The sequence below is a fragment of the Streptomyces sp. NPDC127068 genome, assembly GCF_042724695.1.
Taxonomy (GTDB): domain Bacteria; phylum Actinomycetota; class Actinomycetes; order Streptomycetales; family Streptomycetaceae; genus Streptomyces.
Genome location: NZ_JBHXEN010000037.1, coordinates 72768 through 91256, shown reverse-complemented (window position 1 = coordinate 91256; position 18489 = coordinate 72768). Strand labels below are relative to the sequence as shown.

Below are 18489 nucleotides of genomic sequence, written 5' to 3'. Positions count from 1 at the left end.
CATCGTGCGGGGATGCAGACGTCGAAGACGATCGTCGCGGTGAACAAGGATCCCGAAGCGCCGATCTTCGATCTGGTCGACTACGGCGTGGTCGGCGACCTGTTCACGGTCCTGCCCCAACTCACCGACGAGATCAACAAGCGCAAGGGTTAACCTCCGCACCCAGCACGACAGGACCCACACGGCCGACACGGCCGACAGCCGTCCGGGCCCCCGCGACCACGCACCACACCACCGGTCACGGGGGCCCGACCCATGTCCGGCGACGCCACCCCGACCGCCGCGCGCACCGCACACCGCGACCCCGGTACCACTCACCCAGCCACAGCCACAGGCACGGGCACAGCCACATCCGCACGCACGCGCGATCAGCGACCGTACGACCGGTTGTCCACCCCGGGCCCAGGGGAATGCTCCCCCTCACGGACCGAAGCGCGCACCTCCCACCCGGCCCGCCACCCGGGCCCCAGCCGCGAGTTCCTACCCGGGTGACCGAGTTTCGCGGGCCCGATCGAGTGAACTGCGCGACCGCGGACAGGAGCGGCCCAGCCCGCACACCGCACACCACCCCCACCATCGATACAAAGAGGACAAAAGCCGCACATACTCACATATTCGAGCCACTGCCTCGCAGAGCCCCCAAGGTGATGCCGTGAATCCGCCGATCGGTCGTGTTCCCGTAACTGATCTCCACCCCCTGGTCGACCACGGGCGCCGGCCCGCGAAGGCGGTGGTGAACGAATCGTTCCTGGTCAGTGCCACCGTGTTCCGTGAGGGCCAGGACGCCGTGGCCGCGGGCGTGGTGCTCACCGACCCGGACGGGAGGACCGGGGTCCTGACCCCGATGCGGGAGCTCGCCCCGGGCAGCGACCGCTGGGGCGCCACCGTCACCCCGACCGGCGAGGGGCGCTGGACCTTCACCGTGGAGGCGTGGAGCGACCCCCTCGCGACCTGGCGCCGACACGCGCGGATCAAGGTCCGGGCGGGCATCGACACCGAACTCGTCCTGGAGGAGGGCGCCCTGCTGCACGAGCGGGCGGCCAAGGCGGTGCCCAAGGCCAAGGGTCGCCGGGAGAGCGTGCTCAGCGCGGCGGACGCCCTGCGCGACCGGAGCCGTCCGCCCGCCGCGCGGCTCGCCGCGGCCGTGGCCCCCCGGGTCACGGAGGTACTCGACCGCCATCCGCTGCGGGACCTGCTGACCGTCTCGGAGCCCGCGCCGCTCCTGGTGGAGCGGCGCCGTGCGCTCTTCGGCTCCTGGTACGAGTTCTTCCCGCGCTCCGAGGGGGCCAGGACGGCGCCGGGGAAGCGGCCGGTGAGCGGCACGTTCAGGACGGCCGCCGAGCGGCTGCCGGCCATCGCGGCGATGGGCTTCGACGTGGTCTACCTGCCGCCCGTTCACCCGATCGGCAGGACGTACCGCAAGGGCCCCGACAACACCCTTTCGGCGGGCCCCCACGACGTCGGCGTGCCGTGGGCGATCGGCTCGCCGGAGGGCGGGCACGACGCCGTCCACCCGGACCTCGGGACCCTCGACGACTTCGACGCGTTCGTGCACCGGGCCAGCGAGCTGCGCCTTGAGGTCGCGCTCGACTTCGCGCTCCAGTGCTCCCCCGACCACCCCTGGGTGACCGAGCACCCCGAGTGGTTCCACCACCGGTCCGACGGCACGATCGCGCACGCCGAGAACCCGCCGAAGAAGTACCAGGACATCTACCCGATCGCGTTCGACCGGGACATGGACGGCCTGGTGCGCGAGACCGTGCGACTGCTGAGGTTCTGGATGACCCGCGGGGTGCGGATCTTCCGGGTGGACAACCCGCACACCAAGCCGGTCGTCTTCTGGGAACGCGTCATCACCGAGGTGAACGCGTCCGATCCGGACGTCATCTTCCTGGCCGAGGCGTTCACCCGTCCCGCGATGATGCGGACCCTCGCAGCCGTCGGTTTCCAGCAGTCGTACACGTACTTCACCTGGCGTAATTCCAAGCGCGAGCTGACCGAATACCTGTCCGAACTGGCCGGCGGGGACTCGTCCGCGGTGATGCGCCCGAACCTGTTCGTGAACACGCCGGACATCCTCCACGAGTACCTCCAGCGGGGCGGACGCCCGGCGTTCGAGGTCCGGGCGGTGCTCGCGGCCACGCTCTCCCCGTCCTGGGGCGTGTACAGCGGATACGAACTGTGCGAGAACACCGCACTGCGCCGCGGCAGCGAGGAGTACCTGCGGTCCGAGAAGTACGAGTTGCGTCCCCGGGACTGGGAGGCGGCCGAGCGCACAGGGCGTAGCATCGCGCCCCTGATCACCACCCTCAACCGGATCCGCAGGCGCAGTCCCGCCCTCCAGCAGTTGCGAGATCTCCACTTCCACCACACCGACCAGGACGCCGTGATCGCGTACTCGAAGACCGCCGCGGGACCGGGCGGTTCGAACACGGTTCTGGTGGTCGTGAACCTGGATCCGCACCACACCCAGGAGTCCACGGTGTCGTTGGACATGCCGCAACTCGGACTCGGCTGGCACGAGTCCGCACCGGTGCGCGACGAGCTCACCGGCGAGACCTACCACTGGGGCAGGGCCAATTACGTGCGCCTAGAACCGGGCCGCGCGCCCGCGCACGTCTTCACGCTCCTGCGACCGTCCTCACCGATCGGAGGGTCACCCACACGATGATCGTCAATGAACCCGTACCCGACACGTTCGAAGACACGCCGGCCCGGGACCGTGACCCGGACTGGTTCAAACGGGCCGTCTTCTACGAGGTCCTCGTCCGCTCGTTCCAGGACAGCAACGGCGACGGCGTCGGCGACCTGAAGGGCCTCACCGCCAAACTGGACTACCTCCAGTGGTTGGGCGTCGACTGCCTCTGGCTGCCGCCGTTCTTCAAGTCGCCGCTGCGCGACGGCGGTTACGACGTCTCGGACTACACGGCCGTCCTCCCGGAGTTCGGCGACCTCGCCGACTTCGTGGAGTTCGTCGACGCCGCGCACCAGCGCGGCATGCGCGTGATCATCGATTTCGTGATGAACCACACCAGCGACCAGCACCCGTGGTTCCAGGAGTCCCGCGCCCATCCGGACGGCCCCTACGGGGACTACTACGTCTGGGCCGACGACGACAAGCAGTACCAGGACGTACGGATCATCTTCGTCGACACCGAGGCGTCCAACTGGACCTTCGACCCGGTGCGCAAGCAGTACTACTGGCACCGCTTCTTCTCCCACCAGCCGGACCTGAACTTCGACAACCCGGCCGTGCAGGACGAGATCATCGCGGCCCTGAAGTTCTGGCTGGACCTCGGCATCGACGGGTTCCGGCTCGACGCCGTGCCCTACCTGTACGTGGAGGAGGGCACCAACTGCGAGAACCTGCCAGCCACGCACCGGATGCTGAAACGGGTGCGCGCCGAGATCGACGCCCACTACCCGGACACGGTGCTCCTCGCGGAGGCCAACCAGTGGCCGGAGGACGTCGTCGACTACTTCGGGGACTTCTCCGAGGGCGGCGACGAGTGCCACATGGCGTTCCACTTCCCGGTGATGCCGCGGATCTTCATGGCGGTGCGCCGCGAGTCGCGTCACCCGGTGTCCGAGATCCTGGCGAAGACGCCGCAGATCCCGTCCGGCTGCCAGTGGGGGATCTTCCTGCGCAACCACGACGAGTTGACGCTGGAGATGGTCACCGACGAAGAGCGCGACTACATGTACGCGGAGTACGCCAAGGACCCGCGGATGCGGGCGAACCTCGGCATCCGCCGCCGCCTCGCGCCGCTGCTCGACAACGACCGCAACCAGATCGAGTTGTTCACGGCCCTGCTGCTGTCGCTGCCCGGCTCGCCGATCCTCTACTACGGCGACGAGATCGGCATGGGCGACAACATCTGGCTCGGCGACCGGGACGCCGTCCGCACCCCGATGCAGTGGACGCCGGACCGCAATGCGGGCTTCTCCTCCTGCGACCCGGGGCGGCTCTACCTCCCGACGATCATGGACCCGGTGTACGGGTACCAGGTCGCCAACGTCGAGGCGTCGATGTCGTCCCCGTCCTCGTTGCTGCACTGGACCCGGCGGATGATCGAGATCCGCAAGCAGAACGCGGCCTTCGGCCTCGGCTCGTACACCGAACTGCCGTCCTCCAACCCGGCGGTGCTGGCGTTCCTGCGCGAGGCGCCCTCCGGGCACGGCGGTGACGGCAGCGACGACCTGGTGCTGTGCGTGCACAACTTCTCCCGGTTCGCCCAGCCGACCGAGCTGGACCTGCGGCAGTTCAGCGGGCGGCACCCGGTGGAGTTGATCGGCGGGGTGCGGTTCCCCGCGATCGGGGAGCTGCCGTACCTGTTGACCCTCGCCGGCCACGGCTTCTACTGGTTCCGGCTGCGCGAGGAACCCCGCCAGGACGCCGGTTCCCCCGCGGGCGGCGGTGCCCGGCACCACCTCCCCGGCCGGACGGGCTGACCCCGGAGCACGACGGTACGGGCCCGGGCCCGGGTCCACGGGGGGCGCCCCGCGAGCCCGGGCCCACCGGCCCGGGGGCTGCGGCAACGGTCCGGGCCCCTTCGCAGAACCGCACGAGGCGCCCCGCCAGAAAGGAGCGACCCGCCATGTCGGAGGCCGTCACCCGGGCGGACCTGCCGCCCGTCGCCCGCCCCGAGCTGATCGAATCGCTCGGTCCCCTGCTGCGGTCCTGGCTACCGCGGCAGCGGTGGTTCGCGGGCAAGGGCCGTCCGGTGCGCGGCTTCACCGTGGTGTCGGCGACGGACCTGGTGCCCCCGGGCAGCTCCCCGCGCCTGCTGCACCTCCTGGTCCGGGCCGAGCAGACCTCACCCGACGGGCCGACCGCGGACTGCTACCAGCTCCTCATCGGCGTCCGCCGCTCCCTGCCCCCGCAGCTCGCGCCCGCCCTCATCGGCCGCCCCGACCGGGGCCCGCTGCGCGGCGGCACCGTGTACGAGGCGCTCTACGACCCACGGCTCGCCGCGCTGCTGCTGGAGGCGCTGCGGATGCGGGCCCGGATCGGCGAACTGCGCTTCGAGCGGACCGCGCACACCGTGATCCCCTCCGGGCTGCCCTCCCGGGTCCTCGGCGTCGAACAGTCGAACTCCTCACTGGTGTACGGGGATACGTTCATCCTCAAGCTGTTCCGCCGCATCCTGCCCGGCACCCATCCCGATCTGGAACTGCCGCTCGTCCTCGCCACCGAGGGCTGCGGACGGGTGCCGCCGCCGGCCGCCTGGTTCCACGCCGAGGTGGGCGCGCGGGGCCCTGGAGCGGATGCGGAACCGGCCTACGCAGGACCGGACGGGGTGCTCGTGCTCGGCGTGCTCCAACCGTTCCTGGGCGGCGCCCACGACGGCTGGGACCTGGCGCTGGGCTCCCTCGGCCGGGGCGAGGACTTCACCGTGCAGGCCGGTGCGCTGGGCCGGGCCACCGCGGAGGTGCACGGGGCGCTCGCCCGGGCGCTGCCGCCGGTCACCCTCGGCGGCCCGCAGATCGAGGCGCTGGTCCGGGGCATGGTCCGCCGACTCGACGACACCGCCCGGGCGGTACCCGCGCTGCGCCCGTACGCCCGGGGGCTGCGCACCGCCTTCGACGCCCTGGGCCAGTTGGGCACGGGGCGGCGTTCCTGGACCGCGCAACGGGTGCACGGGGACCTGCACCTCGGGCAGTGCCTGCGCGCCCCCGACGGCGAGTGGTCCCTCATCGACTTCGAGGGGGAGCCTGCCCGGCCGCTGACCGAACGCCGGCTGCCGCAGCCCGCGGTCCGTGACGTGGCGGGGATACTGCGCTCCTTCGACTACGCGGCCCGCCAGCACCGCCCCTGGTCCCCCGACTGGGCCGACGCCTGCCGCAACGCCTACTGCGCCGGGTACGCGCGGGTGTCCGGCCGCGACCCCCGGCACGAACCGGTGCTGCTGCGGGCGTACGAGACGGACAAGGCGGTGTACGAGGTGCTGTACGAGGCCCGGCACCGCCCCGACTGGTTGCCCGTGCCGCTCGCCGCGGTGGAACGCCTCGCCGCCCCCGACACCCCGAGCCACCCCTGAACCGCCCCCGCACGCCCCCCAGGTTCCGCCCCCTTCCCCCACCGGCCCCGCCGAGGAGGCACCCCGTGACCCGTCGTCCCCCCGCCAGCGAACCGTCCGACACGCCCCGCACCGCACCGCTGGCCGCACCAGTGGCGCCGCTGGCCCCGCCGCACCGCACCGCACCGGCCGCCGCCCAGGCGCCCGCCCCGCGCGGGACGCCGGCGAAGCCCCCGGGTCGGGGGCGCACCACCCGGGCCTCGGACCGGGAGGCCGGGCCGAAGCGGAAGCCCGCGGCCGGGGCGCCGAAGGCCGTGGCCTCGGCGCCGAAGGCCGCGAAGGGCCCGGCGCGCACGGGGGCGGCCCGGGCCGCCGGCCGCACCACCGCCGCGGTCCCGCCGCCGGCCCCCGAGGTCGACCCGGGACCGGCCCCCGACCCCGTACCGGCGCCCGAGCCGGCGCACGACCCGGTGCCCGTCGGCGCGCAGGACCGGGGGCGGCTGCTGAGCGGCACCCACCACGACCCGCACGCGGTACTCGGCGCGCACCCCGTCGAGGGGGGCACGGCCGTACGGGTGCTGCGGCCGTACGCCCTCGGGGTCACCCTGGTCGCGGACGGCCGGCGGCTGGCACTGCGCGACGACGGCGACGGCTTCTTCAGCGCCCTGCTGCCCACGCCCGACGTGCCCGCGTACCGCCTGCGGATCGCCTACCAGGGCACCGAGGTGGAGACGGTCGACCCCTATGCGCTGCTGCCCTCGCTCGGCGACTTCGACCTGCACCTGATCGGCGAGGGGCGGCACGAGGAGCTGTGGACGGCGCTGGGGGCGCGCCCGCTGACCCACCAGGGCACCACGGGCACCCGGTTCACGGTGTGGGCGCCCAATGCGCGCGGGGTCAGGGTCATCGGCGCGTTCAACCACTGGAACGGCACCTCCCACCCGATGCGGTCGCTGGGGTCCAGCGGGGTGTGGGAACTGTTCGTGCCGGGCATCGGCGAGGGCGAGCTGTACAAGTTCGAGATCGCCCGGCCCGACGGTTCGCTGACCCAGCGGGCCGACCCGATGGCCCGGTACGCCGAGGTGCCCCCCGCCAACGCCTCGGTCGTGCACGTCTCGCGCCACGAGTGGCGGGACGCCGAGTGGCTGGCCCGCCGCGCCGCCCCGGCCGTGCACGAAGCCCCCTTCTCCGTCTACGAAGTCCACCTCCCCTCCTGGCGCCCCGGCCTGACGTACCGTCAACTCGCGGAGCAACTCCCCGCGTACGTCGGCGACCTCGGCTTCACCCACGTCGAACTGATGCCGCTCGCCGAGCACCCCTTCGGCGGCTCCTGGGGCTACCAGGTCACCGGCTTCTACGCGCCGACCTCCCGGATGGGCACCCCGGACGACTTCAAGTACCTGGTCGACGCGCTGCACCGGGCGGGCATCGGGGTGCTGATGGACTGGGTGCCCGCGCACTTCCCCCGGGACGACTGGGCGCTCGCCGAGTTCGACGGACGCCCGCTGTACGAACACCCGGACCCGGCGCGGGCCGCGCATCCCGACTGGGGCACCCTGGAGTTCGACTACGGCCGGCGCGAGGTCCGCAACTTCCTGGTCGCCAACGCCGTCTACTGGTGCCAGGAGTTCCACATCGACGGGCTGCGCGTGGACGCGGTCGCCTCGATGCTGTACCTCGACTACTCGCGCGAACACGGCCAGTGGTCCCCCAACGAGTACGGCGGCCGGGAGAACCTGGACGCGGTGGCGTTCCTCCAGGAACTGAACGCGACCGTGTACCGCAAGGTGCCCGGGGTCGTGACGATCGCCGAGGAGTCCACCGCCTGGGACGGCGTCACCCGGCCCACGCACCTGGTCGGCGCGGACGGCTTCGGCGGCCTCGGCTTCGGCCTGAAGTGGAACATGGGCTGGATGCACGACTCCCTCGCCTACGTGGCCCACGAACCGGTGCACCGCAAGTACCACCACCACGAGATGACGTTCTCGATGGTGTACGCGTACAGCGAGAACTACGTCCTGCCGATCTCCCACGACGAGGTGGTGCACGGCAAGCGGTCCCTGGTGTCCAAGATGCCGGGCGACTGGTGGCAACAGCGGGCCGGACACCGCGGCTACCTCGGTTTCATGTGGGCGCACCCGGGCAAACAACTCCTCTTCATGGGGCAGGAGTTCGCCCAGGGCGCGGAGTGGTCCCAGGCGCACGGCCCCGACTGGTGGCTGCTCGACCCCTCGTACGCGGCCGAGCCCGACCACCGGGGCGTACGGGACCTCGTACGGGACCTGAACGCGGTGTACCGCGAGGCGCCCGCCCTGTGGCAGCGGGACACGGACCCGGCGGGCTTCGCCTGGGTGGCCGCGGACTGTGCGGAGACCGCGGAGGACAACGTCCTCGCGTTCCTGCGCTTCGACGCGGCGGGCGAGCCGCTGCTCGCGGTGTGCAACTTCTCGCCGGTCGTGCGCCACGGCTACCGGCTCGGCGTGCCCGACTCCGTCCCCGCCTGGCGCGAGGTCCTCAACACGGACGCCGAACGGTACGGGGGCAGCGGCGTCGGCACGCCCGGCCCGGTGCGACCGCAGCAGCAGGGTGCCCACGGTCGGCCGGTGAGCCTGGAACTCACGCTCCCCCCGCTGGCCACGGTCTGGCTGCGTCCGGCGTGAGCGACGTTCCCTCGCGCGGCCACAGAACGGCAGCACCTCGACCGAACACAACACAAGTGTTGTACAGCGCAGGGGCCAGCGCTGGGGCGCCCACTGGTGGACACGGTGCAGGGGTCGGAGCTGCGACACCTCAAGGAACTCCGACCCGGCTCATCGGGCGATTCGGAGGTACGCATCTTGTTCGCATTCGACCCGAGTCGGTGCGCTGTGCTGCTGGTAGCTGGTGACAAGTCCGGAAACTGGAGAGGGTGGTACCGGGACGCCATCCCCCTCGCTCAGGAGCGCTACTCCACTCACCTTAAGCTTCAAGGTCAGACGTGATCATCCATCTCGTACTTGCAGAGGAGGTTCCATGAGTACGAACTGGCAGGATCTCAGGAGCGAACTCCTTGGTCCGGACGACGAGGACACGGTAGACACGCACCGCGGTCGCATGCTGACCGAGGTTCGGGCTCACCGTCTCGCGGAAGCGAGGAAGCGCAGACAGATGACCCAACGGTCCATGGCAGACGCCATGGGTATCAGCCAGTCGCGCGTAAGCGCCATCGAGCGAGGCGATCTCAGCCGGTCGGAGCTCAGCACACTCGTCGCCTATGTGGCGGCTTTGGGCGGAAAGCTGGAAATCGTAGCCGACTTCGGTGACGAGAGAATCATTCTCGGGTGACTCCGCAGTTGCCTTGCGTACTCTTGGCCTGCGGAGGGCTCATAGACCTTTCGGATCGTGACGGCACCCTCGGGACTGGCTTCGCCCGGCCTGAGCGGGGTCCCACGCGTGGGGTGCCTACGTGAGCGGTCATGTCGGCAGCCCGGAGCCCGGCGTCGAGCACGTCCCGTGGAACGCGACCGACTCAAGCGGCTGGCGGCCCGCCGCTGACGTTCGCGACCCGACGGGCGGCGGTGCATGCGCACGGGTTTCGCCTGCGGACCTCGGTTCAGCCCGTCCGCTCGTAGAACGGCCCCTCCGGCGCGAGGTTACGAGAACACAGCGTCACTTCCTCGCCTCTGAGGTACGCCAGCAACCATTCGCCGAACGTCATCTCGTGGAGTTCCCAGCCGGGACTGTCGAACTCCTGGACCAGGACGCGCCAGGGCGACGAGGAGTCGTCGGGAACGCGGAGGAAAATCCATTCCCCCGTCATGGCCGTCGCCATCGGCATCAACTCACCGGGGTTCGGCCCCACCGGGCTCGGCAGGTACTCGGCAAACTCCTCTTCACGCCACGCCTCGAGCTCGTCCCTGACGTAGTCCCTCAAGTTGAACAGGGGAAAGCTGGCCGGGTGGCGCAGATACAGCTGCGTGTTGACCGTGATGGAACCGTAGGCGTCCATGACCTCACGGAAGTCCTCGGGGAACGCGACTCCGAACTCCCGCTCCATTTCCTGCCACGGAGCCGGATCGGTCCAGTTGAACCGGGGTTCACCCAACAAGGCTCGTATCTCTGAGAATGTTGCCGTCACTGTTCCTCTTTCGGCGTGTCGAGCCGACGTCGACCTCGGAGTCGATCGCAGTACGTGGCTGATGACTCTCCTGAGCCGAAAGGGTACGCCGACGCCACGCACGGTGCCGCGTGGCTCAACCGGCCCGTTCAGAAGCGGATTTCGGCGAGCTTGGCCAGTCGGGTCAACCGCGGGTTGCTCCGCTTGTGACGGCTGGTCAGCACGCGCAGCACCTCCTGGGAGGTGGGGTGCACCCTCGCCAGTTGCGGGGCCAGGACCCACGCCTTCTCCAGGTGCTCCAGGGCCGTGTCCCGGTTCCCCAGCGTCATGTGCGACCGGGCGATGTTCATGTGCAGGGGGCTGGTACGGGTGGCGGGCAGGGTGATGCCCCTCCGCTGCCGCTCCAGCTCACCCATGATCGAGACGGCGTCCTCGTGTCGGTTGAGGTCACCCGAGGTCGCGATCACGTGCACGGCGGTGTTCTCGGGGCCGAAGTGGATGCCGTAGCGGTTCATCTCGCCGTCGAACCGCTCCGCGAGGTCCCACGCCTTGGCGATGTGGCTGTCCGCGGCACGCCGGTCCTTCGCCCGACCCGCCAGGGTCAGCCCGCGCAGGTGGAGCATCCCCAACGCGTACGCACGTCGGGGAGCCCCCGTTCCGGTGGCTACCGCGCTAGGGGGCGTGCTCCCTGCCCGAGTTCGGACTCAGAGTCACTATGGGTGCAGATCCCCGGTTCGGAGGCTCGAAACGAACCTCTGCCACCCCGAACGACTGGTGACCACCTCCGGACCGGCGTACTGCTTGCTGTCCCGAGCGGCCACGCTGGTGTCACGCACCTGCGTCTCCACGCAGTTTCCGTGCCCGTCGCTGTAGCTGGACCGCACCCACTCGTTGGTCATGACTGCCTGTAACTCCCTGCTACGTCAGCGAGGAGGTGTTGAGTCGCCTCCTCATCAAGCGCCGCGGACCAAATGCCCGCAAATGCGGTCTCGTACTGCGCTACCTCACTCGCTTTGTCGAGGTAGAGCCCCCCTGTGTAGCCGTCAGCGTAAACAGTGGGAGGCTCCGTCTCGGCACCATCCCCCCTGACCGGGAATCGCAGGATGACGAACGGGCCAGTGGTGATGCCTGAGTGCGCTCCGATGACGAACGGCACCACACGCACCCTGATGTGAGGCAGGGCCGACATGTAGACGAGGTGTGCCAACTGCCTGGCCATGACCTCCGCGCCACCGACCGGCGTCCGCAGCACTGCCTCAGACAGGGCGACCCTCAACGGAGTCGGGTCCGCGGGGCGAGTCAGGATCGACTGCCGTTCCAGTCGCAGACGAACTCGGCCAGCCAGTTCGTCTTCCGCGGTCTCCGGGTGGTGTGTGAGAGTGACCGCCCTAGCGTACTCATCGGTCTGGAGAAGGCCCGGCACGAGGGTGCTCTCGTAGGTGGCGAGGTCACTCGCGCTCTCCTCTAGACCCACGTACACGTTGAACCACGCGGGAATGGACTCGTACGAGTGCCACCAGCCCCGCGCCTTGGTCTCCTTGGCAAGTTCCATCAGGGCTTGGGTCAAGTCCGCCGGAGCGCCGTACACCGTGCACATGGCTTGCACGTCCAAGGCGCGTAGCGGTGTCTGCCCTGTCTCGATACGCCACATCTTGGCTTCCGACCATTCCAGGCTGGCTGCCGCCGCACGAACTGTGAGGCGTGCGCGGCCCCGCAACTCCTTCAGATGGCGCCCCAGTTGCCTACGCGGCACCGTCGATCCGGTGGTTCCCTCGGCCACACTCGTTCCCTTCCCTGGCTGAGTACAGCGAATGCCTATCACCCGCGATGAAAGAGCCCATGGCCTCACCTCGCAAGAGAGGTCATCAGTTCGACACCCTTAAGACGTTGTCTCGCCATGAAGTCTTGCACGGCGGGCCTTCCAGTGGGCAGCCTGGAATGGGCGACCAAGCACGCCTGGGACGTAATTGACGATGCGTCAGATACGTCCGGGAAGCGGTCGTCCGCCCGCCTCGCGCCGGGCGCCATCGCGCCGTCGCCATCCCGCGCAGCACCACATGAGGGGACCCCATGACCCATCGACCCAGTGCGACATACGACCGGGTGCCCGACCCACCTCCCGTGCTGCTGTTGCACGGAAACCCCAGATCCGCCCGCGCCGCACGGCGGTTCGCCCGCGAGCGGGTCGAGGCGTACGCACCCGTGGCCGAGGAGCACGTGGACGCCGTCGTGCTGGTGGTGAGCGAGTTGGTGACGAACGCCGTTCGGTACGGGTGCGGGCCCACTGAGGTGGTGCGGCTCGTCGTGGACGTGGACGGGCAGCGCACCCGGGTGGAGGTGCACGACTCGGGGCACGGCACCCCGCACGTCCGGCGGGAGGAACCGCTCGACGACCGGGGGCGGGGGCTGGTCATCCTCGACCAGCTGTGCCCGGCCGCCTGGGGCGTCATCGTCACGGCGGCCGGCAAGGTGGTGTGGGCCGAGGTGCCGCGGAGTGCTCGGGACCCGAAGCCCGCGGAGTCCGTGGCGGCGATCCTGGCCAGGGAGGTCGGCTTCCGGACGCGGCGGACGACCCCTGCGCAGCGGGCCGCCGCCGCGAGCGAACGGCTGCGGGAGGCCGCGCACGGGGTGGGGCTGACGTTGCACGGGCTGTCCGTGGTCGAGGACGGCTACCGGCCCCCGGTGATCAACCTCGGCTGGTGCAACGTCCACGCGGCCGGGGTGGTCGCGAAGGCGCTCACCGCCTGGGGCGAGCCACCCGTACCCCCGGAGAACGGGTCATGAGGACGCGGCCGAGGCGGCGCGCCCGGCGACGGGTGAGTGGGGACGGGGCGTTCTGGGGCGGCATCCTGCTGCTCACCGTATGGGGGACGTTGATGCTGGTCGCCGTGTGGCTCATCGTCGAAGGGGCGCGCCTGCGCGACGGGTGAGGGGCCCGGGGCCGGAGCGGGGCCGGGCCCCTCACCCGTCGACGTCAGACGCGGGCGGGGGTCAGCGCGCGGACGGGGCCGGGAGCCAGGGCAGCGAGTGGCGGCCCGTGTGGATCAGGCCCAGGGACTGGGTGGCGCGGGTCATCGCCACGTACAGGTCGCTGGTGCGGTACTCCCCCGGTTCGACCACGATGACCGTGTCGAATTCGAGGCCCTTGGACTGGCGCGGGTCCAGCAGGACGACCCGCCGGGTCAGGTCGGGTTCCTCGCCCGCCGTGACGTCCGGCAGTTCCGCGGCGAGCGCGGGGTGCAGGGCGCGGGGCGCGATCACCGCGAGGCGCCCCTCGACGGGCAGTTCCTCCCGTACGGCGTGCGCGAGGGTCGCCGGAAGGGCGTCCTTCGTGGTCGCGCGGACCCAGGGGCGGGTGCCGGCCGTGCGGACCGACTTCGGGGGCTCGAAGCCGGGCCGTTCCGCGCGCAGGGCCTCCGCCGCGAGGTCCATGATCTCCACCGGGGTGCGGTAGTTGACGTCGAGGACGGTGTGCTCCCAACGGTCCTGCACGTACGGGGCGAGGGCCCGTTCCCAGGAACCGACGCCCGCCTCGTCGGCGGTCTGCGCCGGGTCCCCGACCAGGGTCATGGAGCGGGTGGGCGAGCGGCGCATCAGCAGCCGCCACGCCATCGCGGACAGTTCCTGCGCCTCGTCCACGATGACGTGTCCGAAGGCCCAGGTGCGGTCGGCGGCGGCGCGTTCGGCGGCGCTGCGGTGGTCCTCCTCGTCGTGCCGTTCGGCCATCCGCTCGGCGTCGATGATGTCGTGCGCGCCGAGCACCTCGGACTCCTCGTCGTCCTTGTCCTCGAACTCGTAGGTGCGGGAGGCGTACGCCACGTCCAGGACGCCCTGGGCGAAGGCGATCCGGTCCAGGCGCTCCCGTTCGGCGGCGGCGCGGGCCGCGCGGTCGTCCTCGCCGAGGAGTTCGGCGACCTCGTCGAGGAGCGGTACGTCGGCGGGGGTCCAGTCGGGGTTGGTGCTCGGGGCGCGGCGGATCGCGGCGGCGTCCTCGGGGGCGAGGTGCGTGGGGTCGGCGAGGAACTCGGTGACGAGGCGTTCGGGGCTGAGCCGGGGCCACAGTTCCTCGATCGCGGCGTGCACCTCGGGGTTGGCGCCGATCTCGTCGCGGATCTGGGTGAGGTCCGAGGGGTCGAGCAGGTTGGAGCCGTCGTACGGGTCGGTGCCGATGCGTTCGGCGAGCATGTCGGTGAGGGTGTTGACGAGGTGCCCCTCGAAGTGTTCGCGGGCCACGTTGTGCGGGAGGTTCAGGGCCCGGGTCCGCTCGCGGGCGACCCGGACGAGGCCCGCGTCGAGGAGGAGGACGTCCCGGTCGTGCTCGATGGGGATCACCGGGTCGGGCAGTGCCTGCCGGTCGGCGACGACGGCCGCGAGCACCCGGGCCATGTCGGCGTCGCCCTTCACCTCGACGGCGCGCGGGGTGTCGGTGCCGGTGGCGCGGACGCCCGGGTACAGCTCGCCGACGGTCGCGAGGAGCACCCCGGTCTCCCCGAGCGAGGGCAGCACCTCGCCGATGTAGCGGAGGAACGCCGGGTTGGGTCCGACGATCAGGACGGCCCTGCGGGCGAGGAGTTCGCGGTACTCGTAGAGGAGGTAGGCGGCACGGTGCAGGGCGACGGCGGTCTTGCCGGTTCCGGGGCCGCCCTCGATGACCAGGACGCCCCGGTGCGGGGCCCGGATGACGCGGTCCTGTTCGGCCTGGATGGTGCGGACGATGTCCGCCATGCGGCCGGTGCGGGCCGTGTTCAGCGCGGCGAGCAGCACGGTGTCGCCGGTGGGGTCCTCGTGGCCGGTGCGGGTGGCGTCGTCCAGGTCGAGGATCTCGTCGTGCAGGGCGGTGACCGTGCGGCCCTCGTACGTCAGGTGGCGGCGGCGACGCAGGCCGAGGGGGGTGTGGCCGGTGGCGAGGTAGAAGGGGCGGGCGACGGGGGCGCGCCAGTCGACGAGGACGGGCACGAGTTCACCGGTGCCGGGGTCCTCGTCGCGCACGCCGATCCGGCCGATGTGGTGGACGGCGCCGGAGGTGAGGTCGATCCGGCCGAAGCACAGGGAGCCTTCGACGGCGTTCAGCGCGGCCAGGTACCCCGACCGTTCGTGGAGCAGGACGTCCCGTTCGACCCGGGCCTGGAGGCCGTTGCCCACCGGGGTGAGGGCGCCCGTGACCGATGACTCGGCGTGTCCGCGCAGTCGGTCGACGCGCTCGTGGAGTCCGTCGATGAATTCCTGTTCCGCCCGCAGTTCCCGATCCATGGGCTTTCCGCCGTTCTGGCCTGCCGTTCGAAGCTCGTCCGTTCGCCGTGTATTCGCTGCCATGTCCCTGCTTGACAATTCCGCTCCCGCCCGGATACGCTTCGGTTAGTAAACTTTCTCGTGACATTTATAAGTAGTCACGAATTCTTGAATGTATATGAAGCAATCCCCTAGGCACAAGGTGCCTAGGGGATTTTTTGTGGCGTTCTGTTGGGCGTGCGTGGCTCCCGCGCCCCTATCGGGACCGGTGTGCCCCGATAGGGGCGCGGGGAACTGCACGAATCCGGAGCGCACCCGCACGGGGACGCGCACCCGCAACGGAACGCACCCGATCAGGGGCGCGGGGAACTGCGCAACAGCGAAGCGCACCCGCACCAGACAGCGCACGCGCAGCGGAACGCACTGCCCTACGTGGACCCGGCCGAGACGTACGTGAGTACGGTGACCGAGCGGGTCAGCCCGCGGGCTGCATCACGCCGAAGTGGGCGCCCCAGGGGTCGACCAGACCGGCCATGTCCCCCCACGGGGTGCTCGTGGGCTCCACGACGACCGTGCCGCCGCCCGCGGTGTGGGTGGCGACCGTCGCGGCGAGGTCGGCCACCGCGAACGTCGTCATCCAGTGCGCGGGCACCTCCGGCGGGAACCGTTGTTCCATGGCGCCGATGCCGCCCACCGGATAGTCGGGCCGGGCCGGGGTGAACAGCCCCAGGTACTCGCCGGGGGCCTCCACCATCGGCCGGGCTTCGAGCCCCAGCGCCGCGTGGTAAAAGGCGGCGGCGGCCGGCAGGTCGCGGGTGTTGCAGTCGCACCAGATCACCGAGCCCGGCTCGTTGACCCGGCCGGCGCCCACGAAGTCGCGGTGTCCCCACACCCCGAACACGGCACCCGTCGAGTCGGACGCCACCAGCATCCGACCGAGGGTCCCCACGTCCTCGGGGCCGAACAGCAGCGCGCCGCCCGCGTCGGTGATCCGGCGGGCGGTCGTGTCGGCGTCGTCGCTCGCCAGGTACGTCGTCCAGACGTGCGGCGGTTCCGGGTGCCCCTCGGGGGCCATGGCCGGGCCGATTCCGGCGACCGCGCGGCCGTCCTTCTCCATCACCGCGTAGCCACCGAATTCGGGTGGGCCGACCTCGCCGCCCCAGCCGAAGAGCCGACCGTAGAACTCCATCGCGGCGGTCTGGTCCTGCGCCATCAGATCCACCCAGCACGGGGTACCGGGGGCATAGGGTTCATTGATCTCGGGCATGTCTCGGGCCCTCCAGAACACGGGACGTGCGCGGCACCGTGACGGTGCCGCGAGGTCACCCCCGTCCTCACTCTGGCACGAGGCCGGGCCCTTGTCCTTTCGGACGGTTCCGGCCGGCCGGCCGCCCCGGCGACCGCCCGGCTACGACCAGTAGACGGTGCAGTACGGCACGCCCCACATGGGGTCGACCACGCACTTCGCGTCCTGGTTGTCCCAGAGCTTCGTCCACACGCCCTTGGTGGCCCACCGGGTGTCACCGCCGGCGACCCGCACCAGGTAGTCGCGGTCGTTGAAGGTGAAGGCGTCGGTGTCCTTGGTCGTGTCGCTGCGCTTCTTGCCGCCCAGGGACCGCTGCGTGCAGGGGGCGTACTTCCAGTTCTCGAAGGGTCCGCCCGAGTAGTTCCACACGTCGCACCGGTCGCTCCCGCTCCCGAGGCCGTACGTGAGGTGCATCTTCCACTGCGTCTCGTTGTTGAGGTCGCCGCCGTCCGACGCGGCGTGTCCGGTGCCGGACAACGCCACGACCGCGGTCAAGGCGCCCGCGGCCACGACCGCCAGGCTGGTCAAACGTCCACGCATGGTGTTCCCCCGATACGGAGTGGGTGGTGCCGCGCCACACGTCGCGGGGCGGCGCAAGGACGCTAACGCCGGCCCGCCCTCCACCCCCATCCCCGGGAACGGGGGTTTCCCGGCTCCGTGCGCTGCGGTATCAGCCCCGCATGACGCCATCGAGAACGGGTGCGGCGCACGGTGTCGCGCTGCGCCGGGCCCGCGCACGGATCGAGCGGCTCTGCACCGGGCTGCCCGACCCACGGACGCTGTTCGCGCGGCTGAACGACATCGTTCCCGCCGTGGTCGCCGTGGACGGGGTCTGCGGACTGACCCTCGACCCGACCACCCTCCTGCACACCGGCGGGTACCACGAGCGGGGCGTCCCGCACTCCCATCTGCCGCGGCTCCTGGAGATCGAGTACGGCGAGGCGGACGTCAACCAGTTCCCCGACCTGGTGCGGTCCGGGCGCACCACGGCGGGCCTGTGGCACAGCACCCGCCACCGCCCGCACGCCAGCTCCCGCTACCGCGACGTCTACCGGCCGACCGGCCTGGGCGACGAGCTGCGGGTGTTGCTGCGCGGCGGCGGCACGGTGTGGGGTGCACTGGTCCTGCACCGCGGCGGCGACCGGCCGCCGTTCGACGAGAAGGATTTCGCGGCCCTGTCCGCGCTCGCCCCGACCGTCGCCCGGGGCCTGCGCAGCGCGTACCTCCGGCACGACGCCGATGCCGCCGAAGCCGACGCCGCCACCGCTCCCGGACTGCTGACCTTCGATCCCGGGGGCGGCGTCGACCGGGTCACCCCCGCGGGGCAGGTGTGGCTGGACCAGTTGGGCGGCTCCCCCGCGGGCCCGGGTCTGCTCCAGCAACCCGTCCTCCACGTCCGGAGCAAGGCGCGCGCCGAGGGCGAGGCGTCCCTGCGCGTGCTGGGCCGCGGCGGTCGGTGGGTCTCGGTCACCGGGACCCTGATGGACGAGGACGGGCGGGTCGCCGTGATCCTCCGGCCGAGCGCTCCTGAACACGTCCTCGGGATCATGATGGAGGCGTACGGGCTCACCCGGCGCGAACAGCACGTCGCCCAACTGGTCGTCTACGGACTGTCCGACGGCGAGATCGCCGCCCGGCTGACGATCTCGCCGCACACCGTCAGGGACCACCTCAAGAAGGTGTTCGACAAGACCGGCACGAACAGCCGCGGGCGGCTCCTACGGCTGCTCTACTTCCGCCACTACCAACCGGCGATCGACACCGGCCGCGCCATGGGGTCCCGCGGCTGGTTCGCCCCGGGCACAGCGGGACCCGCGGACGCACCGCGCTGACGGCGG

Annotated in this window: 15 protein-coding genes and 2 pseudogenes; 10 read left to right on the top strand and 7 right to left on the bottom strand. The window is 71.0% G+C overall.

Annotated elements, in window-relative coordinates; translation table 11 throughout:
- The 7 genes and pseudogenes from ACFWIA_RS23105 to ACFWIA_RS23075 form a co-directional block, all read left to right on the top strand.
- Window positions 1–153 (top strand): annotated as a pseudogene (locus ACFWIA_RS23105) (electron transfer flavoprotein subunit alpha/FixB family protein); the annotation flags it as partial.
- A 499-nt stretch (window positions 154–652) separates the two neighbouring features.
- On the top strand, window positions 653–2671 hold the full coding sequence (locus ACFWIA_RS23100) for an alpha-1,4-glucan--maltose-1-phosphate maltosyltransferase (protein ID WP_387008005.1): 2019 nt from the start codon (window positions 653–655) through the stop codon (window positions 2669–2671).
- Entirely contained in the window at window positions 2668–4452 is a 1785-nt protein-coding gene (treS, locus tag ACFWIA_RS23095; RefSeq protein ID WP_385492372.1) for a maltose alpha-D-glucosyltransferase, read from the top strand. Before ACFWIA_RS23100 ends, treS begins: the two co-directional genes overlap by 4 nt.
- A 146-nt stretch (window positions 4453–4598) precedes the next feature.
- Window positions 4599–6041: a maltokinase gene (locus tag ACFWIA_RS23090; RefSeq protein WP_387008003.1), complete on the top strand. Its 1443-nt coding sequence runs from the start codon at window positions 4599–4601 to the stop codon at window positions 6039–6041.
- Window positions 6038–8680: a 1,4-alpha-glucan branching enzyme gene (gene glgB, locus ACFWIA_RS23085; RefSeq protein ID WP_387008013.1), complete on the top strand. Its 2643-nt coding sequence runs from the start codon at window positions 6038–6040 to the stop codon at window positions 8678–8680. Before ACFWIA_RS23090 ends, glgB begins: the two co-directional genes overlap by 4 nt.
- 72 nt (window positions 8681–8752) lie before the next feature.
- Window positions 8753–9001 (top strand): annotated as a pseudogene (locus tag ACFWIA_RS23080) (type II toxin-antitoxin system RelE/ParE family toxin); the annotation flags it as partial.
- A gap of 31 nt (window positions 9002–9032) precedes the next feature.
- A complete protein-coding gene (locus tag ACFWIA_RS23075; protein ID WP_387008001.1) occupies window positions 9033–9344 on the top strand; it encodes an XRE family transcriptional regulator in 312 nt (103 codons plus the stop codon).
- A 268-nt stretch (window positions 9345–9612) separates the two neighbouring features.
- Here ACFWIA_RS23075 and ACFWIA_RS23070 read toward each other — a convergent pair whose 3' ends face one another.
- From ACFWIA_RS23070 to ACFWIA_RS23055, 4 genes are all read right to left on the bottom strand, one after another.
- Window positions 9613–10137, bottom strand: a complete 525-nt coding sequence (locus tag ACFWIA_RS23070; protein WP_387007999.1) for an SMI1/KNR4 family protein — start codon at window positions 10135–10137, stop codon at window positions 9613–9615.
- A 128-nt stretch (window positions 10138–10265) separates the two neighbouring features.
- Entirely contained in the window at window positions 10266–10739 is a 474-nt protein-coding gene (locus ACFWIA_RS23065; protein WP_387007997.1) for a hypothetical protein, read from the bottom strand.
- Window positions 10740–10829: 90 nt separating this feature from the next.
- Window positions 10830–11015 carry a DUF397 domain-containing protein gene (locus ACFWIA_RS23060; RefSeq protein ID WP_387007995.1) on the bottom strand — a complete coding sequence of 62 codons (186 nt, stop codon included), beginning with the start codon at window positions 11013–11015 and terminating at the stop codon, window positions 10830–10832.
- Window positions 11012–11896: a helix-turn-helix domain-containing protein gene (locus tag ACFWIA_RS23055; protein WP_387007993.1), complete on the bottom strand. Its 885-nt coding sequence runs from the start codon at window positions 11894–11896 to the stop codon at window positions 11012–11014. The genes ACFWIA_RS23060 and ACFWIA_RS23055 overlap by 4 nt, the downstream gene beginning before the upstream one ends.
- A 290-nt stretch (window positions 11897–12186) precedes the next feature.
- Here ACFWIA_RS23055 and ACFWIA_RS23050 point away from each other — a divergent pair, with 290 nt between their 5' ends.
- Both ACFWIA_RS23050 and ACFWIA_RS23045 read left to right on the top strand, forming a co-directional pair.
- Window positions 12187–12900 carry an ATP-binding protein gene (locus ACFWIA_RS23050; protein ID WP_387007991.1) on the top strand — a complete coding sequence of 238 codons (714 nt, stop codon included), beginning with the start codon at window positions 12187–12189 and terminating at the stop codon, window positions 12898–12900.
- On the top strand, window positions 12897–13046 hold the full coding sequence (locus ACFWIA_RS23045; protein ID WP_387007989.1) for a hypothetical protein: 150 nt from the start codon (window positions 12897–12899) through the stop codon (window positions 13044–13046). The genes ACFWIA_RS23050 and ACFWIA_RS23045 overlap by 4 nt, the downstream gene beginning before the upstream one ends.
- 61 nt (window positions 13047–13107) lie before the next feature.
- Here the strand turns inward: ACFWIA_RS23045 and ACFWIA_RS23040 are convergent, their stop codons facing one another.
- The 3 genes from ACFWIA_RS23040 to ACFWIA_RS23030 form a co-directional block, all read right to left on the bottom strand.
- Window positions 13108–15366 carry a HelD family protein gene (locus tag ACFWIA_RS23040; protein WP_387007987.1) on the bottom strand — a complete coding sequence of 753 codons (2259 nt, stop codon included), beginning with the start codon at window positions 15364–15366 and terminating at the stop codon, window positions 13108–13110.
- A 454-nt stretch (window positions 15367–15820) separates the two neighbouring features.
- Complete coding sequence (locus ACFWIA_RS23035) at window positions 15821–16612, bottom strand: VOC family protein (RefSeq protein ID WP_387007985.1); 792 nt, start codon at window positions 16610–16612, stop codon at window positions 15821–15823.
- A 141-nt stretch (window positions 16613–16753) separates the two neighbouring features.
- Window positions 16754–17191, bottom strand: coding sequence for a hypothetical protein (locus tag ACFWIA_RS23030; protein WP_387007983.1), 438 nt, complete (start codon window positions 17189–17191; stop codon window positions 16754–16756).
- Between the two features lie 140 nt (window positions 17192–17331).
- Between ACFWIA_RS23030 and ACFWIA_RS23025 the strand changes: the two genes are divergently transcribed.
- Window positions 17332–18483 (top strand): LuxR C-terminal-related transcriptional regulator, encoded by a 1152-nt coding sequence (locus ACFWIA_RS23025; RefSeq protein ID WP_387007982.1) that lies wholly within the window; start codon window positions 17332–17334, stop codon window positions 18481–18483.
- The last annotated feature ends 6 nt before the right edge of the window (window positions 18484–18489 follow it).